Origin of the sequence: Burkholderia sp. AU27893 (genome assembly GCF_002223205.1) — a bacterium.
Classification (GTDB): domain Bacteria; phylum Pseudomonadota; class Gammaproteobacteria; order Burkholderiales; family Burkholderiaceae; genus Burkholderia.
On record NZ_NKFD01000001.1, the window covers coordinates 2,669,091 to 2,694,573 of the forward strand.

Below are 25,483 nucleotides of genomic sequence, written 5' to 3' on the forward strand. Positions count from 1 at the left end.
CCGGTCGGCCCGCGCGGCAGGCGCCGCGCGGCCGGCCGGGGCCGGCCGCCGGTGCAGGCCCGGGAAACCGATGTTGCGCTAGCGCTGCATCGACTCCCAGACCTTGTGCAGACGCTTGACAGAGACAGGCATCGGCGTGCGCAGTTCCTGCGCGAACAGCGAAATCCGCAGTTCCTCGAGCAGCCAGCGGAATTCCGCGAGCCGCGCATCGGCGACGCCGCCGCGCTGCGACACCGCGCGCTGGTACTGCTGGGCGAGCGGCAACAGGTCGGCCGACTGCTTCGCGTCACGCGCCGGATCGGCTTTCAGCTTGTCGATCCGCAGCGCGATGCCCTTCAGGTAGCGCGGGAAGTGCGCCAGTTGCGCGTATGGCGTATCGATCACGAAACGCTTGCCGATCAGCGCGCCGAGCTGCTGCTGCAGGTCCGCATGCGCCTGCGCGAACGGCTTCGCCTGCGCGAGCTTCTTCACGAGCCCCGCGTATTCGGCCAGGATCTGCCCGACCAGCCGCGCGATTTCCTGCGCGAGCAGGTTCAGGCGGCTCCGGCCCTCGTCGCGGCGTGCGTGGAAGCTCGCGTCGTCGTCGGGCAGCGGATCCTGCAGGCACGCGCGGTCGAGCGCCGTGTCGATCAGCTGGTCGCGCAGCTCGTCCTGCGTGCCGAGCGACATGTACTGCATCGCCATCTCGCGCAGGCCCGGCAGGTTCTTCTCGAGGAACTTGATCGGCTCCTTGAGCTGCAGCGCGAACAGCCGCCGCAGGCCGGCCCGGTGGATACGCGCGGCCTCTTCCGGCGAATCGAACACCTCGACGTCGCAATGCGTGCCGCGATCGACCAGCGCCGGGTAGCCGTACAGCGTCTGGCCGCGCCGGCGGATCTCCAGCAGTTCGGGCAGCTTGCCGAAATTCCACGTCGTCAGGTTCTCGTACAGCGCGGTCGCACCGGCTTCCGCCGGCGCGGCCGTCTGCGGCGCCGCGCCCTTGCCGGCCTTTGCGTTGCGGCCGGCGGCACCCGCCGTCGCGGCCGTGGCCGGCGCCTGGCCGATCGGCTCGCCGCCGTCGGCATCGCCGCCCGCCGCGATCGTCGACGCCGCCGCGATCTTCTGGAACTGCTGCTGCGCCTGCGCGCCCAGCTCCTGGCGAAGCTGCGCGAGATTGCGCCCCATCGCGAGCTGGCGGCCGTGCTCGTCGATCACCTTGAAGTTCATGAACAGGTGCGCGGGCAGCGTTTCCAGCTTGAAGTCGGCCGTCTTCATCGCGATTTGCGTTTCACCCCGCACGTCGGCGATCAGCGCCTCGACGAGCCCGCCCGCGCCGAAGCGCTCGCGGCCCATCCGTTCGACGAAACCGGCCGCGTACTCGGGCAGCGGCACGCAATGCCGGCGCAGCTTCTGCGGCAGCGACTTCAGCAGCAACTGCACCTTTTCCTTCAGCATCCCGGGCACGAGCCACTCGCAGCGGCGCGCGTCGACCTGGTTCAGCGCATACAGCGGCACCGCGAGCGTCACGCCGTCGCGCGGCGTGCCGGGCTCGAAGTGATACGTGAGGGCCATCTCGACGCCGGCCATCGTCGCGCGCTTCGGGAACAGCTCGGTCGTCACGCCGGCCGCCTCGTGGCGCATCAGGTCGTCGCGCGACAGGTACAGCAGCCGCAGCTTGTCCTCGGGCTGGCCGCTCTTCTTCACCTCGTCGCGATACCAGCGCTCGAACGCGGCGCCCGTGTGAATCCCTTCCGGAATCGCCTGGTCGTAGTACGCGTAGATCAGCTCGTCGTCGACCAGCACGTCCTGCCGTCGCGACTTGTGCTCGAGCTGCTCGATGTCGGCAAGCAGCTTGCGGTTGTGCGCGAAGAACGCGAGCTTCGTGTCGAATTCGCCTTCGACCAGCGCGCCGCGGATGAACAACTCGCGTGCGCGTGCCGGATCCTGCTTGCCGAACGCGACGCGCCGGCGGTGGTAGATCGGCAGCCCGTACAGCGTCGCGCGCTCGTACGCACTGACCTGCGCCGGACGCTTTTCCCAGTGCGGCTCCGACAGCGATTTCTTCAGCAGGTGCGCGCCGATCTTCTCGACCCATTCGGGCTCGATCTTCGCGAGGCAGCGTGCGTACAGCCGGCTCGTCTCGACGAGCTCGGCCGCCATCACCCAGCGGCCGGCCTTCTTCGCGAGCACGGAGCCCGGCCACAGGTAGAACTTGATCCCGCGCGCGCCGAGATAGTGCGGATCGTCGTCGGCCTTCAGGCCGAGGTTGCCGAGCAGGCCCGTCAACAGGGCCAGATGGACCTGCTCGTAGGTCGCCTCGACCTCGTTCAGCCGCCAGCCGTGCTCGCGCACGACGGTCAGCAGCTGCGAATGGACGTCGCGCCACTCGCGCAGCCGCAGGTGCGACAGGAAGTTCTGCCGGCACGCGTCGATCAGCTGGCGGTTCGACTTCTTGTGCGCGACGGCCTCCTCGAACCACGCCCAGATCTTCAGCCACTGCAGGAACTCGGAACGCTCGTCGGCGAACCGGCGGTGCGCCTGGTCGGCCTGCTCCTGCGCTTCGATCGGACGGTCGCGCGGATCCTGCACAGACAGCGCGCTCGCGATGATCAGCACTTCGCGCAGCGACTGCTGGTCGCGCGCGGCAAGAATCATCCGGCCGACGCGCGGGTCGAGCGGCAGCCGCGCGAGTTCGCGGCCGAGCGGCGTCAGCGCGTTGTCGTCGTCGACCGCGCCGAGTTCGTTGAGCAACTGGTAACCGTCCGCGATCGCGCGGCCGGGCGGCGGCTCGAGGAACGGGAACGATTCGATCGCGGTGAGATGCAGCGACTTCATCCGCAGGATCACCGACGCGAGCGACGAGCGCAGGATTTCCGGGTCGGTGAAGCGCGCGCGCGCCTGGTAATCGCTTTCCTCGTACAAGCGGATGCAGACACCGTCGGCCACGCGGCCGCAACGGCCCGCGCGCTGGTTCGCGGCCGCTTGCGAGATCGACTCGACCTGCAACTGCTCGACCTTGTTCCGGTACGAATAGCGCTTCACGCGCGCAAGGCCGGTGTCGACGACGTAGCGGATGCCCGGCACCGTCAGCGAGGTTTCGGCCACGTTGGTCGCGAGCACGATCCGGCGCGCGTTCGACGCCTTGAACACCTTGTCCTGGTCGGCCGCCGAGAGCCGCGCGAACAGCGGCAGGATCTCGGTGTGCGGCGGATGGTGCTTGCGCAGCGCCTCGGCCGCTTCGCGGATCTCGCGCTCGCCGGGCAGGAACACCAGCACGTCGCCGGGGCCTTCGCGGCACAGCTCGTCGACCGCGTCGACGATCGCGTCCATCAGGTCGCGCTCGGCTTCGCGCGCGGTCTTCACGCGATCGCGGCCGCCCGTGCCTTCGGCGTGCTTCACGGCCGGGCGATCCTCGGCCACCGGCCGGTAGCGCATCTCGACCGGATACAGCCGCCCGCTCACCTCGATCACGGGCGCGGGATGCGCGTCGGTGCCGAAATGGCGCGCGAAGCGATCGGCATCGATCGTCGCGGACGTGACGATCAGCTTCAGGTCCGGCCGCCTCGGCAGGATTTCCTTCAGGTAGCCGAGCAGGAAGTCGATGTTCAGGCTGCGCTCGTGCGCCTCGTCGATGATCAGCGTGTCGTACGCCTTCAGCAACGGATCGGTCTGCGTCTCGGCGAGCAGGATCCCGTCCGTCATCAGCTTCACGGACGCGCCCGGCGCGAGATTGTCGGTAAAGCGCACCTTGTAGCCGACCACTTCGCCGAACGGCGTGCCGAGTTCCTCGGCGATCCGGCGGCCGGTGGACGACGCGGCGAGGCGGCGCGGCTGCGTATGGCCGATCAGGCCCGTGCCGCCGGCGCCGAGGCCGCGGCCGAGATCGAGACAGATCTTCGGCAACTGCGTGGTCTTGCCCGAGCCGGTTTCGCCGCAGACGATGACAACCTGATGACCGGCGATCGCGCGCGCGATTTCGTCGCGCTTGCCCGACACGGGCAGGCTTTCGGGGTAGGTGATCGGCGGAACGGGATTCGGCGCGACGACCGCGCGCGGCGGACGCTCGCGGCGCGGCGCGCGCTCGCCCGTCACAGCGGACGCATCCTTCGCGGCCGGCTGGCGCGCGTCGCGCGATGCGTCGCCACGCGGCCCGCGCGGCGCGTGTGCCGGTTTGCCCGCCTGCTGTTCCTGCGGCCGGCGCGGCGGCTGGCCCTGCTGCTGGCGTGCATCGGCCGCACCATCCGGGTGCCGGGCCGACGGCGCTTTGGCCCGCGTCGGCGCGGGACTTTTAGGTACATTCGACATGGGGGCGCATTATAATCCCGCCCATGAATTCCCAAACCGACCTCCCTCCCGCCCAGACCGGCGCCACGACGCCGCCGGTTGCCGACGACTCGGCCGCCAGTCACGCGCAGTTCGTCGACTGGATGCGCTCCGTCGCGCCCTATATCCACAAGTTCCGCAACAGCACGTTCGTCGTGGGGTTCGGCGGCGAGGTGGTGCAGCAGGGGCTGCTGAACGCGCTCGTGTCCGACATCGCGCTGCTGCAGGCGATGGGTATCCAGATCGTCCTGGTGCACGGCTCGCGCCCGCAGGTCGAGGAGCAGCTGAGCCTGCACGGTGTCGAATCCGAGTTTTCGCACGGGCTGCGCATCACCGATGCGCGCGCGCTCGAATCCGCGAAGGAAGCGGCCGGGGAAGTGCGTCTCGACATCGAGGCCGCGATCAGCCAGGGTCTGCCGAACTCGCCGATGGCGCACGCGCACATCAGCGTCGTGTCGGGCAACTTCGTGACCGCGCGGCCGGTGGGGATTCTCGACGGGGTCGATTTCGCGCACACGGGCATCGTGCGCAAGATCGACGCCGAATCGATCCGTCATTCGCTCGCGAGCCGCAAGCTCGTGCTGCTGTCGCCGCTCGGCTTCTCGCCGACCGGCGAAGCGTTCAACCTGTCGATGGAAGATGTCGCGTCGGCCGCCGCGATCGCGCTGCGCGCCGACAAGATCATCTTCCTGACCGAAGCGCCCGGCATCGTCGACGACGAAGGCGAGCTGGTGCGTGAAATGTCGCTCGACGCGGCGGCCGAGCTGCTCGATTCCGGCAACGTCCAGGGCGACGACGCATTCTTCCTGAAGCATTCGATCCGCGCGTGCCGCGGCGGCGTGACCCGGGCGCACCTGATCCCGCAATCGCTCGACGGCAGCATGCTGCTCGAACTGTTCCTGCACGACGGCGTCGGCACGATGATCTCGTACGAGAACCTCGAGAGCCTGCGCGAAGCGACGCCGGACGACGTCGGCGGCATCCTGTCGCTGATCGAGCCGCTCGAGTCGGACGGCACGCTGGTGCGGCGCGGCCGCCACCAGATCGAACGCGACATCGACCACTTCTCGGTGATCGAGCACGATGGCGTGCTGTTCGGCTGCGCGGCGCTATATCCGTACCAGCAGGAGAAGATCGGCGAGATGGCGTGCCTGACGGTCGCGCCGGAAGCGCAGGGCTCGGGCGACGGCGAACGCCTGCTCAAGCGCATCGAGCAGCGCGCCCGCGCGCGCGGCCTCACGCATATCTTCGTGCTCACGACGCGCACCGAGCACTGGTTCCTCAAGCGCGGCTTCGTCAAGGTCAGCGTCGACGACCTGCCGGAAGACCGCCGCAAACTCTATAACTGGCAGCGCAAGTCGCTCGTGCTGATGAAACAGCTCTGAGCGCAGGCACGACTGCCCTCCCCCAGTCCGATTACAGGAGAAGTACACGATGGCTCGAATGATCCAATGCGCGAAGCTCGGCAAGGAAGCCGAAGGCCTCGATTTCCCGCCGCTGCCGGGCGAACTCGGCAAGCGCATTTACGAGAGCGTCTCGAAGGAAGCGTGGCAAGGCTGGCTGAAGCAGCAGACGATGCTGATCAACGAAAACCGCCTGAACATGGCCGACCCGCGTGCGCGCCAGTACCTGATGAAGCAGACCGAGAAGTACTTCTTCGGCGACGGCGCGGACCAGGCGTCCGGCTACGTGCCGCCGACCGAAGGCTGACCGCCATCATTCGCGACGGCCGGCCGCGCTGGTCGCCTCGCCGGAAACGACAAACGGCACCGTGTCATCGCACGGTGCCGTTTGCTTTTGGCGCATCCGAACCGGTGCGATGCGACACGGCCGGTGCATTCGAAACCGCCGGGCCGCCCGGTCGCACCGCCCGATTCAACCCACCGGCTTCAGCGCGCCGCGATCGTCCGGCGGCGGGACCGCACCGGCCGGGGTGTCGGCGGCGGCGCGTTCCGTACCCCATTCGGCCGCGTCGCTGCGTTCGGCCGTCGACAGTTCGTCCGCGCGATACCCGGTGCGATTCAGCAGCGCCAGCATGCACACGAGCGACACGAGCGCATAAAGCCCCGATGCGACCGCGACGCCGACGATGCTGCCGGTCGCATTGAGGATCGCCTGCGCGAGCACCGGCGTGCCGCCGCCGACGACGAGCGCGCTCAACTGGTACGCAAGCGACAGGCCCGTATAGCGGATGTTCGCCGGAAACACGCGCGCGAGCACGCCGCCGACCGCGCCATAAAACATCGCCGACGGAATCGTCGAGATGCACATGCCCGCGACGGCCACCCAGTACGAGCGCGTTGCGAGCGCATGGAACATCACGGGCATCAGCACGATTTCCGGAATCAGGATCCAGCACATCGCGCGGCGCATGTCGACCTTCGACACGAACCACGCGCCGACCGGCTGCATCAGGAACTGCACGACGAGCGAGATCGACAGGATGCCGAGGAACGTGCCCTGCGCGTAACCGAGTTCCTTGGTCGCCCACGACAGCGCGAACGTGCTGCGGAAGTACGTGACGTTGATCACCGGCAGCGTGCCGGCCGCGAGCAGCACGACGACCCAGTGATCGCGCACGACGTCGCGCAGCGGCAGCTTCACGGTGCGCTTGCGCGCGAGCACGCGCTGCATGTCGGCCGACTCCTCGAGCTTCAGCCGGATCACCATGCCGATGATCACGAGCACGGCCGACAGCAGGAACGGAATGCGCCAGCCCCACATCAGGAACGACGGGGTGGGCAGCGCGCTCAGCGTGAAGAACGCGGCCGTGGCCAGCAGGTTGCCGGTGGGCGAGCCCTGCTGCGCGAACGCCGCATACAGGATGCTGCGATGCTTCGGCGCGTTCTCGCTCGCGATCAGCACCGCGCCGCCCCACTCGCCGCCGACCGCGATGCCCTGCAGCACGCGCAGCACGACGAGGCCGGCCGGCGCCCAGACGCCGATCTGCGCATAGCCGGGCAACAGGCCGATGCCGGTCGTCGCCAGCCCCATCATCACCAGCGTGATCACGAGCGCGGTCTTGCGGCCGACGCGGTCGCCGAGATGCCCGAACACGATGCCGCCGAGCGGCCGCGCGGCGAAGCCGGCCCAGAACGTGACGAACGCCAGCAGCGTCGCGACGCCGGGATCCATCGTGCTCGCAAAGAACACCTTGCCGAACACGAGCGCAGCGGCCGTGCCGTAGATGTAGAAGTCGTACCACTCGATCGTGGTGCCGACGAATGCCGCGAAGGCGGCGCGGCCGGGCCGCAGTTGCGGCGCGGCGGTCGGGGATGGCTGACGGCTCATCGATGTCTCCATGTTGGTGTGTCGGGGGCGCGACTGTCGCGCGCCTTTCCCGGGTGGCCGGCATCGCGCCGCCGGCCGGCGGCGTCGTGTCAGTCGGGGCGCCTAGCCGGGAGCCTCCCTCAGTACGCCGGCGTCGAGCAGTTGCTGCTGGAGCGCGGGATCGACGCCAAGGCGATCGAGCACCGCGCGCGTATCGCCGCCGAGTGCGGGTGGCGGCGAACGATAGGTGGCCGGCGTGCGCGACAGCTTCACCGGCGATGCCGTGCCGCGATACGCGCCGATCTCGACGAACAGGTTCCGGTGCAGCGCATGCGGATCGTGCGCGACGTCGGCCACCGTGCGCACCGGCCCGCACGGCACGCCGGCCGCCATCAGGTCGCGCGCGAGCGGCTCGCAGGCGTGCGCGGCGAGCCGTGCTTCCAGTTCGGCCTTCAGCTCGGGACGGTGTGCGCAGCGGCTGCGGTTGTCGACGAAACGCGGATCGCCCGCGAGCGCCGGCACGCCGAGATGCGCGACGAGCCGCGCGAATTGCCGGTCGTTGCCGATCGCGAGGAAGATCGGCACGGTCGCGGTGCGATAGCTGTCGTACGGCGCGATGTTCGGATGTGCGTTGCCGCTGCGCGCCGGCACGCGCCCGGAACCGAAGAAGTTCGGCAGGTGCGGATGCAGCAGCGACACGCCGCAGTCGTACAGCGCGATGTCGATCGACTGCCCCTGCCCGCTCTTCTCGCGCTCGGCGAGCGCCAGCAGGATGCCGGCCAGTGCGTTGAGGCCCGTGACCATGTCGACGATCGGCAGACCGATGCGCGTGGCGTCGCCGTCGCGCTCGCCGTTGACGCTCATCAGCCCCGCCATCGCCTGGATCACCGCGTCGTAGCCGGGCAGCCCGCCGAGCGGGCCGCCTTCGCCGAAGCCCGTCACCGCGCAGTGGATCAGGCGCGGGAAGCGCGGCTGCAGGTCGCGCGCGTAGTCCATCCCCCAGCGCGCGAGCGTGCCGGGCTTGAAGTTCTCGACAAGCACGTCGGCCTCTTCAAGCAGCCGCCACAGGATCGCGCGCCCCTCGTCGCGCGACAGATCGAGCGCGAGCCCTTCCTTGTTGCGGTTCACGCCCATGAAATACCACGCGGTATCGCCGAGGAACGGCGGCCCCCAGCCGCGCGTCTCGTCGCCGTCCGGCGGCTCGATCTTGACCACCGTCGCGCCGTGGTCGGCAAGCGCCTGCGTGCAGTACGGGCCGCCGAGCACGCGGCTCAGGTCGACGACCTTCAGGCCGTCCAGTGCACCACGCGTCGTGCTCATCTTTCGACCTCCGGCAGCAGGTCGAGCGCGGTATCGAGCGCGATCGGCGTGCCGCGCAGCAGTGCGTCGTACGCGGGCGATTCGTCGTCGCGTGACGCCGGCGCGAGCGGATCGACCGGCAGCAGCTTGTGGCGCACGACCAGATGCGCGAGCGCGAGCCGCCGGAAATCCGGCGCGAGCCGCACGCCCTCGCACGCCATCAGCACGGCCGCACTCGCGTAGTACAGCGCGGACGCGGCCTGCCGCACGCGCGCGTCGTCACCTTCGTCAGCGACCCGTGCGAGCGCGTCGCAGGCGCGCGCGAGGATGCGCCGCAGCGCCGCGCGGCTCGCATCGGGCAGCGGCGCCGCGCCGAGGCGGTCGCCGAGGAACGCGCGCAGCGCATCGAGCGCGTGCTCGCGCTGCGCGGCCCGCGCGACGTCGAGCGCGACGATGTTGCTCGTGCCCTCCCAGATCGAGCCGAGATGCGCATCGCGCACGATGCGCGCGTCGCTCCACTCCTCGATGTAGCCGGTGCCGCCGCGCACTTCCATCGCATCGCCCGTCACGCGCCGCGCATCGCGGCACGCGCGGAACTTGATCAGCGGCGTCAGGATCCGCACGCAGCGCGCGGCCTGCTCGTCGCCCGCATCGGCCTGCGGCAGCAGCAGCGCGATCTGCATGAACATCGCGCGCGCGGCCTCGGCCGGCAGCAGCATCTTCAGCAACTGGCGCTGCATCAGCGGCATCTCGATCAGCTTGCGGCCGAAGGCCTCGCGGTGCGCGGCAACGTGCAGCGCCTCGTTCAGCGCGCGCCGCATCAGCCCCGCCGCGCGCACGCCGTTCGACAGCCGCGACATGTTGATCATGTCGGCCATCTGGTGAAAGCCGCGGCCGATCTCGCCGATCAGGTACGCCTGCGCGCCTTCGAGCGCGATCTCGCCGCTCGCCATCGAACGGCTGCCGAGCTTGTCCTTCAGGCGCACGATCCGGTAGCGGTTGCGCGTGCCGTCCGGCAGCGTCTTCGGCAGCAGGAACAGCGCGAGACCCCTGATGCCCTCCGGCGCGCCGTCGGGCCGCGCAAGCACCATCGCGAGCTCGGCATCCGCGTTCGAGCAGAACCACTTGTCGCCGGTCAGGCGCCAGAGGGTCTCGCCGTGCGCGCCGGTCTCGCGCGTCGCCCGCGTCGCGATCCGGCCGACGTCGGAACCCGCCGCCTGTTCGGTCATGAACATCGCGCCCTGGTACAGCGTGTCGAAATCGCGTGACGCAAGCATCGGCAGGTAACGCGCGACGAGCGCCGGATCGCCGAAACGGCGCAGCGTGCGCGTCAGCGAATCGGTCATGCTGACCGGGCAGCACAGCCCGAATTCCGCCTGCACGAACAGGAACGTCAGCGCGTACTTGACGAGCGGCGGCACCGATTCGGCCCCGTGGCTCAGCGACGCGAGCCCGAGCTCGGCATACGCGACGCGTTCGAGCGCGACATACGCGGGATCCTTGTCGATCCGCTGCACGGCTTCGCCGCGCCGGTTGCGATGCTCGAGCACGGGCGGGTGCTTGTCCGCGCGCGATGCCCATTCGTCGAGTTCGCCCGACACGCGTGCGCCGAGCGCGCGCAGTTGCGGCTCGAGCTCGGCATAGCGGGCATCGCCGAGATGCAGCTTCAGCAACGCGCCGAGATCGGGATCGACGGTGAAGAAATTGATGCCCCGGCTGTCGGGGATATTGGCTGCGCCGGTGTCCGGCGTGCGAGCTGTGTCGTTCATGCGTGCGTCTCCTGGGTTGCCTGCACGTCGGCTGGACGGGGCGCCGCGGCGCCCGCCCAGTCCCGTGCAAAGCCTTCCGCAGAGCGTAGGCGTGCGATCGATAAGCGTCCAATACAGGATTTATCCGGTACGATAGATATCGCTTATCGATGCCGACGCCGCGAGGAGACACGATGGAACTGAGGCAGTTGCGCTACTTCGTGGCGGTCGCCGAGGAGCTGCATTTCGGGCGCGCGGCGAAACGCCTGTTCATCTCGCAGCCGGCGCTGAGCTTCGACATCCGCAAGTTCGAGGACGCGCTCGGCGTGCAGTTGTTCTCGCGCACCAACAAGACCGTCGCGCTGACCAACGCGGGCGAGGTGCTGCTCGGCGAAGCACGCCGGCTGCTGCTGCAGGCGGCCGAGGCCGAACGCCTGACGGTGCGCTCCGCGTCGGGGCTCGCGGGCCGGCTGCGGATCGGCTTCGTCCATTCGATGCTGTATCGCGGGCTGCCCGATGCGGTGCGGCGCTTCGAAGCCGACTATCCTGGCGTCGAAGTCGTGCTGAGCGAAATGAACACGCAGGCGCAGGTGCAGGCGATCCAGCGCGGCCAGATCGATCTCGGCTACGCGCACTGGGGCCACTTCCCGCCCGAGGTCGAATCGACGCCCGTCTATGCGGAACCGTTCGTGTGCTGCCTGCCGGCCGCGCATCCGCTCGCGCAGCGCAGGCAGGTCGCGCTCGCCGCGCTGGCCGCGGAACCGTTCATCCTGTTCCCGCGCGAAGCGGCGCCGCACTATCACGACCTGATCATCGCGCAGTGCGTGAATGCCGGCTTCAGCCCGCTGATCCGCCATGAGGCACGGCTGTGGCAGACGATCCTGTCGATGATCGAGTTCGGGATGGGGATCGCGCTCGTGCCGCGCGTGCTGCAGCAGGTAAAGAGCGAGCGGCTCGCGTTCCGGCCGCTGAAGGATGCGTCGCTCGAATCGCGCACGCTCGCGCTGAAACGTTGCGGCACCACCGAGCCGGTTGCGCTGCGCTTCGCGGATTACGTGCGCGCGTCGATCGACGCACTGCCCGCGCTCGCGGGCTGAGCGAACGGCCGGTTGGCAGGTATGAGCGGGTATCTGAAAAATATTTGCAGAAAGCACTTTACAGACCCTCAAAGCCCTGACATAATTTCAGCTTCTTTGGGCGGTTAGCTCAGCGGTAGAGCACTGCCTTCACACGGCAGGGGTCACTGGTTCGATCCCAGTACCGCCCACCAAAGAATTCAAGGCCCTGCGTCTCACGACGCAGGGCCTTTTCGTTTTGGCCGCGAGTTTGTTGCGCGGCGCGCGCCGCGCAACACCGGCTTACTCCGCGCGCCCCACCCGCTCCGCCGTCGCATCGAACGCGCGCTTCGCCTTGTCGACGATCTCGTCGACCTCCGCCTCGCGAATCACGAGCGGCGGCGACAGCAGCATGCGGTCGCCGGTCGCGCGCATGATCAGGTTGCCGTTGAAGCAGAAGTCGCGGCAGATCGTGCCGATATCGATGTTCGCACCGAACCGCTCGCGCCGCTCCCGGTCGCGCGCCAGCTGAACGCCCGCGACCAGCCCCGCTCCCGCAATCTCCCCGACGATCGGATGGTCGCCCAGCGCATCGCGCAGCCGGCGCTGGAAATACGGCCCGATATCGTTCTTCACGCGCTCGACGATCCCTTCGTCGCGCAGCAGCTTCAGGTTCGCGACCGCGACGGCCGCCGCGACCGGGTGGCCCGAGTACGTGAGGCCGTGGTTGAATTCGCCGTTGTCGATGATCGGCCGCGCCACGCGCTCGTGAATGCCGACCGCCCCCATCGGCACGTAGCCCGACGTGAGGCCCTTGGCCATCGTGATGAGATCGGGCTCGAAACCGAAGTGCTGGTGGGCGAACCATTCGCCGGTGCGACCGAAGCCGCCGATCACTTCGTCGGCCACCAGCAGGATGTCGTACTTGCGGCAGATCCGCTGGATTTCCGGCCAGTACGTCGACGGCGGGAAGATCACGCCGCCCGCGCCCTGGAACGGCTCGCCGATGAACGCGGCAACGTTCTCCGCGCCGAGTTCGAGGATCTTCGCTTCGAGCTGCCGTGCGCGCGCCAGGCCGAACGCTTCCGGCGTTTCGGCCGCCGCTGCTTCGCCGAAGAAATACGGCTGGTCGATGTGTACGATGTGCTCGACCTTCGACGGCATCTGCTCGTGCATGTAGCCCATCCCGCCGAGCGTGCCGCCCGCGATCGTCGAGCCGTGATAGCCGTTCTTGCGCGAGATCACGTACTTCTTCTGCGGCTGGCCCTGCACGCGCCAGTACTGGTGCACGAGGCGCAGCACGGTGTCGTTGCCTTCGGAGCCGCTGTTGCAGTAGAAGAAGTGGTTGAAGCCGGCAGGCGTCACTTCCGCGAGCATCGCCGAGAGTTCGATCACCGGCGGGTGGGTGGTCTTGAAGAACGTGTTGTAGAACGGCAGTTCCTGGATCTGGCGATACGCGGCGTCGGCGAGTTCCTTGCGGCCGTAGCCGACGTTTACGCACCAGAGGCCGGCCATCCCGTCGATCACCTTGTTGCCGTCCGAGTCCCACAGGTAGACGCCGTCGGCCTTCACGATCACGCGGCTGCCCGCACGGTTCAGCGCGCCCATGTCCGAGAACGGGTGGATGTGGTGCGCGGCGTCGAGCGCGCGATAATCCGCGGTCGATTGCGGCGATACAGCGTCATTTCTATCGGTCATGTTTCCTCCGGATAACCGTGCCGCACGCTCAGACGTGCAGCAGCAAATGCCTGCGCTCCCACGAGCTGATCACGCGGAAGAACGCTTCGTATTCGGTGTCCTTCAGCGCCAGATAGGCCTTCACGAACTTGTCGCCGAGAATGCCGGCCAGCGGCGTGCAGGCCGCCATCAGCGAGATGCCCTCCTCGAGATTGCGCGGCAGCTGGTATGGCAGGTTGTAGCCGTCCGACGCAATCGGCTCGGTCGGTGCGAGCTGCTGGATCAAGCCGAGATAGCCGGCCGCGAGCGTCGCGGCGAACGCGAGGTACGGATTGCAGTCGACGCCCGGGATCCGGTTCTCGATACGGCGCGCCGACGCGCCTGACTGCGGAATGCGGAAACCGACCGTGCGGTTGTCGTAGCCCCACTGCACGTTGATCGGCGCGGCCATGAAGCGCGACAGGCGGCGATACGAGTTGATGTACGGCGCGAAGATCGGCATCAGCGCCGGCGTGTACTTCTGCAGCCCCGCGAGATAGCTGTGGAACATCGGCGACACCGTACCGTCCTCGTTGGAGAACAGGTTGCGCCCCGTGCGCGCGTCGGCCAGGCTCTGGTGGATGTGCATCGCGGAGCCCGGCTCGTCCTGCATCGGCTTCGCCATGAAGGTCGCGTACATGTTGTGGCGCAGCGCCGCCTCGCGCACGGTGCGCTTGAACAGGAACACCTGGTCGGCCAGCGACAGCGCATCGCCATGCACGAAGTTGATCTCCATCTGCGCGGCGCCGACCTCGTGGATCAGCGTCTCGATATCGAGCCCCTGCATCTCGCAGTATTCGTAGATATCCTCGAACAGCGAATCGAACTCGTTCACGGCTTCGATCGAATACGACTGCCGGCCGGTCTCCGCGCGCCCGGTGCGGCCGACGGGCGGACGCAGCGGCAAGTCGGGATCGGCGTTCATGTCGACGAGATAGAACTCGAGCTCGGGTGCCACGACCGGCTGCCAGCCCTTCGCCTTGTACAGGTCGAGCACGCGTCGCAGCACATAGCGCGGCGAGATCTCGACCGGCGAGCCGTCGAAATGCACGCAGTCGTGGATCACCTGCGCGGTCGGGTCGACGGCCCACGGAATCAGGCAGATCGTCGACGGATCGGGCACGCACACCATGTCGGGGTCGGTCACGCCGGTCAGCGTGCCGTCCTCCGGATAGTCGCCGGTGACGGTCTGCACCATCACGGCCTGCGGCAAGCGCATCGATTCGCCGGATTCGAACTTGTTGCGCGGAATGATCTTGCCGCGCGCGATGCCGGCCATGTCGGGAATGATCGCCTCGACCTCGGTGATGCGGTGCTGTCGCAGGAATTCGCTCAGTTCGGGTTGCATGATCGGCCTCTATCAGTCGACGTCGGATGCGGCCGGCGACGGCATCGCGCCGCCGGCCGCCTGAATGCGATGCGTCATGCGCGCGCGGCACGCCGCGCCGAATGCCGCGAAGATATCGCGCGACAACGGCTGTTCCGCGTAGCGCCATTCGGGATGCCACTGCACGCCGAGTGCGAACGCGCGCGCGCCGCGCACGCTGACGGCCTCGACGAGTCCGTCGGGCGCACTGGCTTCGACGACGAGCCCGGCGCCGAGCTGCGCGATGCCCTGGTCGTGCAACGAATTGACCGTCGCTTCCTGCGCGCCACGCGTGACCCGCTGCAGCAAGCCGCCCGGCGCGAACTGCACGACGTGCGCGGGACCGTACTGCCGTTCGAGCGGATCGGCGGGCCGCTCGCGATGATCGTCGAAGCCGGTCGTCGCGTGCAGCCGCTGATGCAGCGTGCCGCCGTAAGCGACGTTCAGCTCCTGCATGCCGCGACAGATCGCCAGCACGGGCACGCCCGCGTCGATCGCCGCGCGGATCAGCGGCAGCGCGGTCGCATCGCGCGCGGGGTCATGCAGCGTGTCGGGCGCGCTCGCGTCGCCGCCGTAATGATGCGGCTCGACGTTCGAATAGCTGCCGGTGAACAGCAACCCGTCGACTGCCGCGACGATCGCGTCGGCCGGCTGGCGCGCGCCGAGCGCGGGCAGCACGAACGCAAGCGCACCGGCGCCGTCGACGATCGCGGCGAGGTACTTCTCCCCCGCCGTATGGTTCGGATGCGCACCGCGCAGGATGCGGTCGGCGGTGACGGCTACGATCGGGCGCGCACGCATGGGCGGCTCTCCGGTAATCGCGCACGATTCGTCTGTACGCGGGATGTTGACGGTTCGCGCCGGCGCCGCACGTGCGCACCACGACGCGGCGCGTGCCCATGCGCGCTCCTGCCGCGCGGACGATGCGGCAACAGGCGGGGCGACCCGGAACGGAAGCGGAAAACGACGCTAGGGCAACAACGACGCGCTGCCGTCGCACTGCACCGCGCTGAACACGTGCGCGGACACGAGATTGAAGCGGCGCAGGCCGCGATGGGAAACGGCGAAGAAACGAGGCTCGCGTAAAAAGGCGGCACGCGTGCCGCGATCAGCATGCCGGGACGGCCCGGCCTGAGGCGGCGCGCCCGCCGACGGACTTCGCGTCCGGCGTATCGAAGGGCTGGCGGCTTTCACGATCGTACTCGACTGACTGATGAAGGCAGGACACGTGTCGCGATCAAGCGCATGCGGCAATGCCGCGCGGCGACACGTCGGCAAGGTGTCTCGCCGCGCATGCCGGCGCGGTGCGGCCACGATCGATGGCCGCGCCGCCGGTGCGCGCGTGACGACTTCCTGACATTCAGCTTATATCACCTAAAAATTGCGTCAAATTTTCAGGTGCCGATGACGACATCGAACAGACGAAAGCCCTACGAAAAAAAACGGCATCGATCCCGTGGATCGATGCCGTGTTGTGCACTGCATCGGTGCGGCCTGCTGCGTGCCGGCGGGCCGTGACGTGCCTGCTCCGCCGCGCTGCCGCATCGGTGCGGCCCGCGTTCAACGATGCGCGAGCGCGGTTTCGACGAGCGTCTGCAATAGCGGCACGATCCGCGCCGCACGCGCCTCGTCATACGCGTAAGGACGCGTCTCTTCCATGTAGGTGATCTGCGAGAGCTCGAGCTGCACGGCCTCGACGCCGGTAGCGGGCACGCCGTAGTGACGCGTGATGTAGCCGCCCTTGAAGCGCCCGTTCGCGACGGCCGTATAGCCGCCATGTTCAAGCACGCGCGCGGCCAGCGCCTCGGCCAGGCCCGGCGCGGCACTCGCGCCGCTCGACGTGCCGAAGTTGAAGTCAGGCAGGCGGCCGTCGAAGAAGCGCGGCACGTGCGAGCGGATCGAATGCGCTTCCCACACGAGCACGCGGCCGTGCTCGCGCTTCAGGCGCGCAACTTCGCCTTGCAGCGCCTCGTGATATGGCAGCCAGTAGCGGTCGCGGCGACGCATGATCTCGTCGTTGCCCGGCAGCGCGTTCGCCGGATACAGCGGCGCCTTGTCGAACGTATCGACCGGCACGAGCCCCGTCGTGTCCTGCCCCGGGTACAGGTTCTCGTTGTCGGGCGGCCGGTTCAGGTCGACGACGTAACGCGCATGCGACGGTACGAGGATCGATGCGCCGAGGTCGGCCGCGAATCCATACAGCCGTTCGAGATGCCAGTCGCAATCGTCGACGAAACGCGCGTCGGCCGTCATCGTCGCGGCGATGTCGTCGGGAATGTGCGTGCCTGCGTGCGGAATCGAGATCAGCAGCGGCAGCGTGCCCTGCTTCAGCGTGAATACAGCCGGTTGTTCAGTCATGTCGCATCACCGTTGGAGGTCTGCCAGCGCACGCTTGCGGCGTGCGCCGGTTGCGCGCATCAGCGCAGCAGTTGCGCCAGCGCGGCGCGGTAGTCGGCATACGCGACGGCTTCGTCGCGATGACGGCGGCCGCTCACGACGCGCTCGCCGCCCGTGTAGACGTCGAGCACCGGCGTGTCGCCGTGCTCCGCGAACACGATACCCGACAACCACGATGTGCTGTCGTGTTCGGCGATTGCCGGATGATCGGGATCGAGCACGAGCCAGTCGGCGCGGCACCCTTCGCGCAGCGCACCGACGCGCCGCCCGCTGGCCTGCGCGCCCCCCGCGAGCGACGCGTCGAACAGGCGATCGGCAACATGCGCCTGCGTGTCGCTCGCCAGCACGTTGCGTGCACGGTGCACGAGCCGTTGGCCGTATTCGAGCAGGCGCAGCTCCGAGCGCCAGTCGACCGACGCGTGGCTGTCCGAGCCGACGCCGATCACGCCGCCTTGCGCGAGATAGTCGACAGCCGGGAACACGCCGTCGCCGAGGTTCGCTTCGGTCGTCAGGCACAGGCCGGCAACCGCGCGACGCTTCGCGAGCGCCGCCGTTTCGGCCGCGTCGACGTGCGTCGCGTGCACGAGGCACCAGCGCGCATCGACGTCGAAGCGATCGAGCAGCCATTGCACGGGGCGCGCGCCGTACGCACGCACGCAGTCGTCGACTTCGGCCGTCTGCTCGGCGATGTGGATATGCACGGGCGCATCGCCGGGCAGCCCTGCGAGCAGCACGCGCAAGCCGTTTTCGGATACCGCCCGCAGCGAGTGCGGTGCAACGCCGTAGCGCAGCCCGCCGTGCTCCGGCGCGACGCGGCGCATCGCGTCGAGCAGCTCGAGCAGGCCATCGGGCGTGTTGATGAAGCGGCGCTGGTCGTCACGCGGCGGCTTGTCGCCGAAACCCGCGAACTGGTACGACACCGGCAGCATCGTGATGCCGATACCGGCGGCGCGCGCGGCGTCGATCACGCGCGTGCCGAGTTCCGCGATCTGCGGATAGCGCGAGCCGTCCTGCGTGTGATGCACGTAGTGGAATTCGCACACCGACGTGTAGCCGCATTTGAGCATCTCGACATACAGCCAGCGCGCGATCGCGGCGAGCGCGTCGGGCGTGATCTTCAGCGCGAAGCGGTACATCAGGTCGCGCCAGCTCCAGAAGCTGTCGGCCGGATTCGCGCGATATTCGGTGAGCCCCGCCATCGCGCGCTGGAACGCGTGCGAGTGCAGGTTCGGCATGCCGGGCAGCACCGGCCCGGCCGCGCGTGCGACGCCCGCGGGTGCGTCGGTGTCGGGCGTCACGCCGGTCAGCGTGCCGGCCGCGTCCCAGCGCAGCAGGACGTTACGGCGCCAGCCATCGGGCAGGTACGCATGGTCTGCGAACAACGTGGTGTCGGTCATGAGGCTATCCATTCATCCGGCGAAACACGGTCGTGCCGCCGCGTACGACCTGCTCGCACAGCGGCCGGCCGATCCAGTAGGCGAGCTCCGCCAGCGAGCCGACCGACCACGCGGCGAAGTCGGCCTGGCGCCCGACCTCGAGCGCGCCGTGGCGATCCGCGCGGCCGAGCGCCGCCGCCGCATGGCGCGTGACGCCCTGCAGCACTTCGGGCACCGTCATGCGGAACAGCGTGCAGCCCATGTTCAACGTCAGCAGCAGCGATTCGAGCGGCGACGTGCCGGGGTTGTGATCGGTCGCGAGCGCGATCGGCACGCCGTGCTTGCGCAGCAGCTCGATCGGCGGCAGTTGCGTCTCGCGGATGAAGTAGTACGCACCGGGCAGCAGCACGGCAACCGTGCCGGCTGCCTTCATCGCCTCGATGCCGGCTTCGTCGAGAAATTCGAGGTGATCGGCGGACAGCGCGCGATAACGCGCGGCAAGCGCCGTGCCGCCCGCGTTCGACAGTTGCTCCGCATGCAGCTTCACGGGCAGCCCGCGCCGCGTCGCGGCCTCGAACACGCGCTCGGTCTGCGCGAGCGAAAAGCCGATGCGTTCGCAGAACACGTCGACCGCGTCGACGAGCCCTTCGTCGGCCAGCGCCGGCAGCATCCGGTCGCACACTTCGTCGATGTACGCATCCGCACGGCCCGCATATTCGGGCGGCAGCGCGTGCGCGCCGAGGAAGGTCGTGTAGACGGTGACCGGAAAGCGTTCGCCGAGCTGGCGTGCAACGCGCAGCATCTTGCGTTCGCTCGCGAGGTCGAGCCCGTAGCCCGACTTGATCTCGATCGCGGTCACGCCTTCGGCGAGCAGCGGCTGCAGGCGTGCCGCGGCCTGCACGAACAGCGTCGTCTCGTCGGCCGCGCGCGTCGCGCGCACCGTCGACACGATCCCGCCGCCCTGTCGCGCGATTTCCTCGTAGCTCACGCCCGCGAGGCGCTGCGCGAATTCGTCGGCACGCGTGCCGCCGTACACGAGGTGCGTATGGCAGTCGACGAGGCCCGGCGTCACCCACGCGCCGTGCAGATCCTCACGCCGCCAGTGGGCGTAACCGTGCGGCAGCGCGGACATCGCGCCGAGCCAGACGATCGTGCCGGTTTCGTCGACGGCGATCGCCGCGTCGTCGATCGTCTCGTCAGGATGGCCGTGCGGACACAGCCTCAGGTGATGCCAGACAGTCGGTTTCATGCGTTCAGTCTCGTTCGCCGATGGCGAGCGACACGGCGAGCAACGCGCCGCTACCGCTCACGACGACGTCAAACGCACGCCGCGGCCCGTCGAGCCGCAGCGTGTCCATTTCTTCCAGGGTGTAGCGTGTGCCGTCGATTTCGACCGCGGCGTCACCGGCCGCGCAATACAGCAGCACGGTATCGGCATGCTCGATGCGGTGCGCGCCTGCGCGCCATACGTCGAGCGCGCCGCGCGCGGCCGAACGGCGCGTCATCAGGTTGAAGTCGCGCGTCGCGCCGTCGTGCAGCGTCGCGTCGATCGCCGCTTCCCCCGCGAAATCCGCGCGGGCCAGCGGTGCGTCGAGCACGTGGCGGGCGCCGCCTGCCTCGGCGAGCGTCATGCCCGCGCCGGACAGCAGCACCAGCGTGCGGTCGATCCCGTCGAAACGCGAGAACGGCCCGGCCGTGCCGACGTCGGCGACGCTCACGCGCCACGCGAACGCGTCGAGCGCGGCGCCCGGCGGGAACGCGCCGATCTCGCGCGTCACGCCACCGCCGTTCTTCCAGGGCGACGCGACGAGATCCGCGGCGCGGATCATCGTCGCGTTCACCAGCGCCGGGTGGAGCGCCGTCATGCTCAGCGGCCGAGCATCGGCAGCTTCAGGCCGGCTTCGCGGGCCGTCTGCTGCGCGAGTTCGTAGCCGGCATCCGCATGGCGCATCACGCCCGTCGCCGGGTCGTTCAGCAGCACGCGGCCGAGACGCTCGTGCGCTTCGGCGGTACCGTCGGCGACGATCACGACGCCCGAGTGCTGCGAGAAGCCCATGCCCACGCCGCCGCCATGGTGCAGCGACACCCACGATGCGCCGCCTGCGGTGTTCAGCAGGGCGTTCAGCAGCGGCCAGTCGCTCACGGCGTCCGAACCGTCCTTCATCGATTCCGTCTCGCGGTTCGGGCTGGCGACCGAACCCGTATCGAGGTGGTCGCGGCCGATCACGATCGGCGCCTTCAGTTCGCCGTTCTTGACCATCTCGTTGAACGCCTGGCCGAGGCGATAGCGATCCTTCACGCCGACCCAGCAGATCCGCGCCGGCAGGCCCTGGAATGCAATGCGCTCACGCGCCATGTCGAGCCAGTTGTGCAGGTGCGGATCGTCGGGGATCAGCTCCTTCACCTTCTGGTCGGTCTTGTAGATGTCTTCCGGATCGCCCGACAGCGCGACCCAGCGGAACGGGCCCTTGCCTTCGCAGAACAGCGGGCGGATGTAGGCCGGCACGAAGCCCGGGAAGTCGAATGCGTTCTCGACACCCATTTCCAGCGCCATCTGGCGGATGTTGTTGCCGTAGTCGAGCGTCGCCGCGCCGCGTTCCTGCAGCGCGAGCATCGCGCGCACCTGGACGGCCATCGACTGCTTCGCGACCTTCACGATGCTCTGCGGATCGACCTTCTGCGCCTCGCGCCATTGCGCGACGGTCCAGCCTTGCGGCAGGTAGCCGTTGATCGGGTCGTGCGCGCTCGTCTGGTCGGTCACGCAATCCGGCGTGATGCCGCGCGTGACGAGTTCGGCGAACACGTCGGCCGCGTTGCCGAGCAGGCCGATCGACACCGGCTTGCCGGTGCGCTTCGCTTCCTCGATCATGCCGAGCGCCTCGTCGAGCGTCGTCGCTTTCTTGTCGACGTAGCGCGTCTTCAGGCGGAAGTCGATGCGGGTCTCGTCGCATTCGACCGCGATCATCGAGAAGCCGGCCATCGTCGCGGCCAGCGGCTGCGCGCCGCCCATGCCGCCCAGGCCGCCCGTCAGGATCCAGCGGCCCGACGGATCGCCGTTGAAGTGCTGGTTCGCGACCGAGAAGAACGTTTCATAGGTGCCCTGAACGATGCCCTGGCTGCCGATGTAGATCCAGCTGCCGGCCGTCATCTGGCCGTACATCATCAGGCCCTTGCGGTCGAGCTCGTGGAAGTGATCCCAGTTCGCCCAGTGCGGCACGAGGTTCGAGTTCGCGAGCAGCACGCGCGGCGCATCCTTGTGCGTGCGGAACACACCGACCGGCTTGCCCGACTGGATCAGCAGCGTCTCGTTCTCTTCCAGATCCTTCAGCGATGCGAGGATCTGGTCGTAGCATTCCCAGTTGCGTGCCGCGCGGCCGATGCCGCCGTACACGACGAGCGCGTGCGGGTGCTCGGCGACTTCCGGGTCGAGGTTGTTCTGGATCATCCGGTAGGCCGCTTCGGCCAGCCAGGTCTTGCAGACTTTCTCGCTGCCGCGCGGCGCGCGGATCGTGCGCGTCGGATCGAGACGGGGATCGATGTGTTTCGGATGGTTCATGACGACTGCTCCCGAGGAAAATGACTATCAAATAGGAATCAGAAATGCCCGGTGAAGCGATAACGGCTGCCGGGATGCCACAGATTCGCCACCGAGGCGACGACGCCCTGCGACCAGGTGCGTCGATGTAAAACCAGACACGGCTCGACGTCGTCCATCCGCAGCTGCTCGCGCCGCTCCGGCGCCGGGGCCGCCGCTTCGATCCGGTACTCGACGCGCTGCAGCGGAGCCGCGCGCATCAGGTACAGGTTCGGCGTCGTGTTCGTGAAATCCTGCTCGGCGTAATCCGGCGCGACCGCCGGATTCACCCATCGTTCTTCGAGCTGCACGGGCTCGTCATTCTCGAAGTGCAGCACCTGCGAATGAAACAGCTTCGTGCGCACGGCGACCTGCATCTCGTCGGCGAGCGCGTCGTCGGCGCGGATCGTGTCGAGGCCGAGCACGCTCGCGTGATACGCATGCCCGCGCGCACCGACTTCCTCCGAGATGCTGCGGATCGCCACCAGCGTCGACTCGTACTTCGGCCGCGCGACGTAGGTGCCCGCTCCCTTCATGCGGGTGAGCACCTGCTCGGCCGTCAACTCGCGCAGCGCGCGGTTGACGGTCATGCGCGCCACCTTGAATTCGCGCGCCAGCTCGTTCTCGGACGGCACCTGATCGCCCTCCTCCCACTCGCCTGCGTGGATGCGGGCCAGGATGAAATCCTTGATCTCCTGGTAGACCGGCGCGCTCATCGGCTTACTGTTCCGACGCGAACGAGAACGGCGCGACCTTCGCGAACGCGCGCTCGCCGACCAGCTTGGCGATCACGGCGATGTCCGGTGCGAAGTAGTGGTCGAGCTCGTAGTGCGCGACCTTGCTGCGGATCGTTTCCATCACCGGCGCCAGCTTCGGGCTCGTGTGGTACGGCGCGCGCAGGTCGACGCCTTGCGCGGCGGCCAGCAGTTCGATCGCGAGGATGTGCTTCGTGTTGTCCGCGATGTCGGCGAGCTTGCGCGCGGCGAACGTCGCCATCGACACGTGGTCTTCCTGGTTCGCCGAGGTCGGCAGCGAGTCGACCGACGCCGGGTGCGCAAGCGTCTTGTTTTCCGACGCGAGGGCGGCCGCCGTCACGTGCGCGATCATGAAGCCCGAGTTCACGCCGCCGTCCTTCACGAGGAACGGGGGCAGGCCCGACAGCGTCGCGTCGATCAGCAGCGCGATCCGGCGTTCGGCCAGCGCGCCGATTTCCGCTGCGGCGAGCGCGAGATTGTCGGCCGCGAATGCGACGGGTTCCGCGTGGAAGTTGCCGCCCGACAGCACTTCGCCGGTATCCGGGAAGATCAGCGGGTTGTCCGACACGGCGTTCGCTTCGACCAGCAGCACGTCGGCCGCATGGCGCATCTGGTCCAGGCACGCGCCCATCACCTGCGGCTGGCAGCGCAGGCTGTACGGGTCCTGCACCTTGTCGCAGTCGCGGTGCGACTGGTTGATCGGCGAGCCTTCGAGCAGGTCGCGATACGATGCGGCCGCATCGATCTGGCCTTGGTGGCCGCGCAGCTCATGAATGCGTGCGTCGAACGGCTTCACCGAGCCGGCAGCCGCGTCGACCGACAGCGCACCCGCGACGAGCGCGGTGCGATACAGGTCTTCGATCGCGAACATGTTGTCGAGCGCCAGCGCGGTCGATGCCTGCGTGCCGTTCAGCAGCGCCAGGCCTTCCTTCGCCTGCAGCGTCAGCGGTGCGAGGCCCGCGACGCGCAGACCGTCGAGCGCGCTTGCACGCTCGCCGCGGATGAACACTTCGCCGACGCCCAGCAGCACGGCCGACATGTGCGCGAGCGGCGCGAGGTCGCCCGATGCGCCGACCGAGCCCTTCACCGGGATCAGCGGCAGCACGTCCGCGTTGAACAGCTTGATCAGCGCGTCCATCACTTCGCGACGGATGCCCGAGTGGCCGCGGCCGAGGCTCGACAGCTTCAGCGCCATCAGCAGGCGCACCGACGAGCGTGCCATCGGCTCGCCCACGCCGACCGCGTGCGACAGCACGAGGTTCTTCTGCAGCAGTTCGAGCTGGTCGTGCGGGATGTGCGTGCTGGCCAGGCGGCCGAAGCCCGTGTTGATGCCGTAGGCCGGCTCGCCCTTCGCGGCGATGTCGGCGACGGCCTTCGCGCCGGCGTCGATCTTCGCGAAGCTGGCCGGGTCGAGCGCGAGCTGCACGGATTCGCGTGCGATCTGGCGCAGTTGCGGGAGGGTCAGATGGCCGGGGGTCAACGTAATCATGTGAGCAATCCTGTCTAGACAAGTTCGGAATGGATTGAAGTGTAGCCACGCCAACTTGTCTAGACAACCCGTTTTTCACCGATTTCGACTCGGGAGTTTCCCTGATGCCCGGCGCGGCCCGCCGCACCGGCCCGTGGGATCCGACGCTTAACAGTTGTTGCAATTATTTTGCATTTGGCAACATACGGATCACCATTCGCCACGGAGACCGCCATGCCCTTCCCGTCACGACTCGCCGCCCGGATCGGCCGCCCCCTGCTGTTCGCCGCGTGCGCACTGGCGTGCGGCGCGTCGCTCGCCGCGGAGCCGCTGTCGGGCACGCTCGAGAAGATCCGGCAGAGCAACCTGATCTCGATCGGCCACCGCGAAACGTCGGTGCCGTTTTCCTACGTCGACGCGAACGGCAAGGTCATCGGCTTCTCGCAGGATCTGTGCGACCGCGTGATCGCCGCGGTGAAGGCGCGCACCGGCAAGCCCGACCTGCAGGTGCGCTTCATCCCCGTCACGTCGCAGAACCGCATTCCGCTCGTGCAGAACGGCACCGTCGATCTCGAATGCGGCGTGACGACGAACCTCGCCGCGCGTCACGCGCAGGTCGCGTTCTCGACCACCTTCTTCGTCGCAACGACGCGCCTGCTCACGCGCACGAGTTCGGGCATCCGCGACTTCCCCGACCTCGCCGGCAAGACGGTCGTGACGAACCAGGGCACGACGTCCGAGCGCCTGCTGCGCAAGATGAACGAGGACAGGAAGATGAACATGCGGATCATCAGCGCGAAGGATTACGGCGAAGGGCGCCTCACGCTCGAATCGGGCCGCGCGGCCGCGTACATGATGGACGACGTGCTGCTCGCGGGCGTGCGCCAGCTCGCCGCGAAGCCGGCCGACTGGCAGATCGTCGGCACGCCGCAATCGTCCGAAGCCTACGGGTTCATGCTGCGCAAGGACGATCCGCAGTTCAAGGCGCTCGTCGACGGCGTGCTCGTGCAATTGATGAAGCGCGGCGAGATCGACGCGCTGTACGACAAGTGGTTCATGAAGCCGGTGCCGCCGAAGGGGCTGTCGTTCGACTTCGCGATGAGCGACGTGATCAAGGCGCGCTATGCGGCGCCGAACGACGCGCCGCTCGAATGAGC

The 25,483-nt window shown here is 68.4% G+C and carries 18 protein-coding genes and 1 tRNA gene; 5 read left to right on the forward strand and 14 right to left on the reverse strand.

The window, feature by feature from the left end:
• Positions 1-78: 78 nt before the first annotated feature.
• Positions 79-4,284 (reverse strand): ATP-dependent RNA helicase HrpA, encoded by a 4,206-nt coding sequence (gene hrpA / locus CFB47_RS12595; protein WP_089461278.1) that lies wholly within the window; start codon positions 4,282-4,284, stop codon positions 79-81.
• Between the two features lie 23 nt (positions 4,285-4,307).
• Here hrpA and argA point away from each other — a divergent pair, with 23 nt between their 5' ends.
• Both argA and CFB47_RS12605 read left to right on the forward strand, forming a co-directional pair.
• Positions 4,308-5,687 carry an amino-acid N-acetyltransferase gene (gene argA, locus CFB47_RS12600; protein WP_089440565.1) on the forward strand — a complete coding sequence of 460 codons (1,380 nt, stop codon included), beginning with the start codon at positions 4,308-4,310 and terminating at the stop codon, positions 5,685-5,687.
• 49 nt (positions 5,688-5,736) lie between these two features.
• A complete protein-coding gene (locus tag CFB47_RS12605) occupies positions 5,737-6,012 on the forward strand; it encodes an oxidative damage protection protein (protein ID WP_006478357.1) in 276 nt (91 codons plus the stop codon).
• Between the two features lie 165 nt (positions 6,013-6,177).
• Here CFB47_RS12605 and CFB47_RS12610 read toward each other — a convergent pair whose 3' ends face one another.
• The 3 genes from CFB47_RS12610 to CFB47_RS12620 all read right to left on the reverse strand — a co-directional run bounded on the left by CFB47_RS12610 (position 6,178) and on the right by CFB47_RS12620 (position 10,640).
• Positions 6,178-7,593, reverse strand: coding sequence for an MFS transporter (locus CFB47_RS12610; RefSeq protein WP_089461425.1), 1,416 nt, complete (start codon positions 7,591-7,593; stop codon positions 6,178-6,180).
• Positions 7,594-7,695: 102 nt separating this feature from the next.
• Positions 7,696-8,892 (reverse strand): CaiB/BaiF CoA-transferase family protein, encoded by a 1,197-nt coding sequence (locus CFB47_RS12615; protein ID WP_089461279.1) that lies wholly within the window; start codon positions 8,890-8,892, stop codon positions 7,696-7,698.
• Entirely contained in the window at positions 8,889-10,640 is a 1,752-nt protein-coding gene (locus CFB47_RS12620) for an acyl-CoA dehydrogenase family protein (protein ID WP_089461280.1), read from the reverse strand. The genes CFB47_RS12615 and CFB47_RS12620 overlap by 4 nt, the downstream gene beginning before the upstream one ends.
• Positions 10,641-10,813: 173 nt before the next feature.
• Between CFB47_RS12620 and CFB47_RS12625 the strand changes: the two genes are divergently transcribed.
• On the forward strand, positions 10,814-11,716 hold the full coding sequence (locus CFB47_RS12625) for a LysR family transcriptional regulator (RefSeq protein ID WP_089461281.1): 903 nt from the start codon (positions 10,814-10,816) through the stop codon (positions 11,714-11,716).
• 98 nt (positions 11,717-11,814) lie between these two features.
• Positions 11,815-11,889 (forward strand) — tRNA-Val (locus CFB47_RS12630).
• 88 nt (positions 11,890-11,977) lie between these two features.
• Here the strand turns inward: CFB47_RS12630 and CFB47_RS12635 are convergent.
• The 10 genes from CFB47_RS12635 to hutH all read right to left on the reverse strand — a co-directional run bounded on the left by CFB47_RS12635 (position 11,978) and on the right by hutH (position 24,347).
• Positions 11,978-13,372, reverse strand: coding sequence for an aspartate aminotransferase family protein (locus CFB47_RS12635; protein WP_089461282.1), 1,395 nt, complete (start codon positions 13,370-13,372; stop codon positions 11,978-11,980).
• 28 nt (positions 13,373-13,400) lie between these two features.
• The gene (locus CFB47_RS12640; RefSeq protein WP_089456494.1) at positions 13,401-14,738 is read right to left on the reverse strand and encodes a glutamine synthetase family protein; all 1,338 of its coding nucleotides are present in this window, start codon (positions 14,736-14,738) and stop codon (positions 13,401-13,403) included.
• Between the two features lie 12 nt (positions 14,739-14,750).
• Complete coding sequence (locus CFB47_RS12645) at positions 14,751-15,557, reverse strand: gamma-glutamyl-gamma-aminobutyrate hydrolase family protein (protein ID WP_089461283.1); 807 nt, start codon at positions 15,555-15,557, stop codon at positions 14,751-14,753.
• A gap of 759 nt (positions 15,558-16,316) precedes the next feature.
• Positions 16,317-17,114, reverse strand: coding sequence for an N-formylglutamate deformylase (hutG, locus tag CFB47_RS12655; RefSeq protein WP_069248393.1), 798 nt, complete (start codon positions 17,112-17,114; stop codon positions 16,317-16,319).
• A gap of 59 nt (positions 17,115-17,173) precedes the next feature.
• Positions 17,174-18,550: a formimidoylglutamate deiminase gene (locus CFB47_RS12660; protein WP_089461284.1), complete on the reverse strand. Its 1,377-nt coding sequence runs from the start codon at positions 18,548-18,550 to the stop codon at positions 17,174-17,176.
• Positions 18,551-18,554: 4 nt separating this feature from the next.
• A complete protein-coding gene (hutI, locus tag CFB47_RS12665; RefSeq protein WP_089461285.1) occupies positions 18,555-19,778 on the reverse strand; it encodes an imidazolonepropionase in 1,224 nt (407 codons plus the stop codon).
• A gap of 4 nt (positions 19,779-19,782) precedes the next feature.
• Positions 19,783-20,394, reverse strand: coding sequence for a HutD family protein (locus CFB47_RS12670; protein ID WP_089461286.1), 612 nt, complete (start codon positions 20,392-20,394; stop codon positions 19,783-19,785).
• A 2-nt stretch (positions 20,395-20,396) separates the two neighbouring features.
• On the reverse strand, positions 20,397-22,085 hold the full coding sequence (hutU, locus tag CFB47_RS12675) for a urocanate hydratase (protein ID WP_089425798.1): 1,689 nt from the start codon (positions 22,083-22,085) through the stop codon (positions 20,397-20,399).
• Between the two features lie 38 nt (positions 22,086-22,123).
• On the reverse strand, positions 22,124-22,819 hold the full coding sequence (gene hutC, locus CFB47_RS12680) for a histidine utilization repressor (protein ID WP_069248398.1): 696 nt from the start codon (positions 22,817-22,819) through the stop codon (positions 22,124-22,126).
• Positions 22,820-22,823: 4 nt separating this feature from the next.
• A complete protein-coding gene (hutH, locus tag CFB47_RS12685; protein WP_089461287.1) occupies positions 22,824-24,347 on the reverse strand; it encodes a histidine ammonia-lyase in 1,524 nt (507 codons plus the stop codon).
• Positions 24,348-24,560: 213 nt separating this feature from the next.
• On the opposite strand from hutH, the gene CFB47_RS12690 reads away from it, so the two are divergent.
• A complete protein-coding gene (locus CFB47_RS12690) occupies positions 24,561-25,481 on the forward strand; it encodes a glutamate/aspartate ABC transporter substrate-binding protein (protein ID WP_089461288.1) in 921 nt (306 codons plus the stop codon).
• The last annotated feature ends 2 nt before the right edge of the window (positions 25,482-25,483 follow it).

Coding starts and splice junctions, on each gene's coding strand:
- hrpA (WP_089461278.1), bottom strand. CDS start 4,284: ATGTCGAATGTACCTAAAAGTCCCGCGCCGACGCGGGCCAAAGCGCCG.
- argA (WP_089440565.1), top strand. CDS start 4,308: ATGAATTCCCAAACCGACCTCCCTCCCGCCCAGACCGGCGCCACGACG.
- CFB47_RS12605 (WP_006478357.1), top strand. CDS start 5,737: ATGGCTCGAATGATCCAATGCGCGAAGCTCGGCAAGGAAGCCGAAGGC.
- CFB47_RS12610 (WP_089461425.1), bottom strand. CDS start 7,593: ATGAGCCGTCAGCCATCCCCGACCGCCGCGCCGCAACTGCGGCCCGGC.
- CFB47_RS12615 (WP_089461279.1), bottom strand. CDS start 8,892: ATGAGCACGACGCGTGGTGCACTGGACGGCCTGAAGGTCGTCGACCTG.
- CFB47_RS12620 (WP_089461280.1), bottom strand. CDS start 10,640: ATGAACGACACAGCTCGCACGCCGGACACCGGCGCAGCCAATATCCCC.
- CFB47_RS12625 (WP_089461281.1), top strand. CDS start 10,814: ATGGAACTGAGGCAGTTGCGCTACTTCGTGGCGGTCGCCGAGGAGCTG.
- CFB47_RS12635 (WP_089461282.1), bottom strand. CDS start 13,372: ATGACCGATAGAAATGACGCTGTATCGCCGCAATCGACCGCGGATTAT.
- CFB47_RS12640 (WP_089456494.1), bottom strand. CDS start 14,738: ATGCAACCCGAACTGAGCGAATTCCTGCGACAGCACCGCATCACCGAG.
- CFB47_RS12645 (WP_089461283.1), bottom strand. CDS start 15,557: ATGCGTGCGCGCCCGATCGTAGCCGTCACCGCCGACCGCATCCTGCGC.
- hutG (WP_069248393.1), bottom strand. CDS start 17,114: ATGACTGAACAACCGGCTGTATTCACGCTGAAGCAGGGCACGCTGCCG.
- CFB47_RS12660 (WP_089461284.1), bottom strand. CDS start 18,550: ATGACCGACACCACGTTGTTCGCAGACCATGCGTACCTGCCCGATGGC.
- hutI (WP_089461285.1), bottom strand. CDS start 19,778: ATGAAACCGACTGTCTGGCATCACCTGAGGCTGTGTCCGCACGGCCAT.
- CFB47_RS12670 (WP_089461286.1), bottom strand. CDS start 20,394: ATGACGGCGCTCCACCCGGCGCTGGTGAACGCGACGATGATCCGCGCC.
- hutU (WP_089425798.1), bottom strand. CDS start 22,085: ATGAACCATCCGAAACACATCGATCCCCGTCTCGATCCGACGCGCACG.
- hutC (WP_069248398.1), bottom strand. CDS start 22,819: ATGAGCGCGCCGGTCTACCAGGAGATCAAGGATTTCATCCTGGCCCGC.
- hutH (WP_089461287.1), bottom strand. CDS start 24,347: ATGATTACGTTGACCCCCGGCCATCTGACCCTCCCGCAACTGCGCCAG.
- CFB47_RS12690 (WP_089461288.1), top strand. CDS start 24,561: ATGCCCTTCCCGTCACGACTCGCCGCCCGGATCGGCCGCCCCCTGCTG.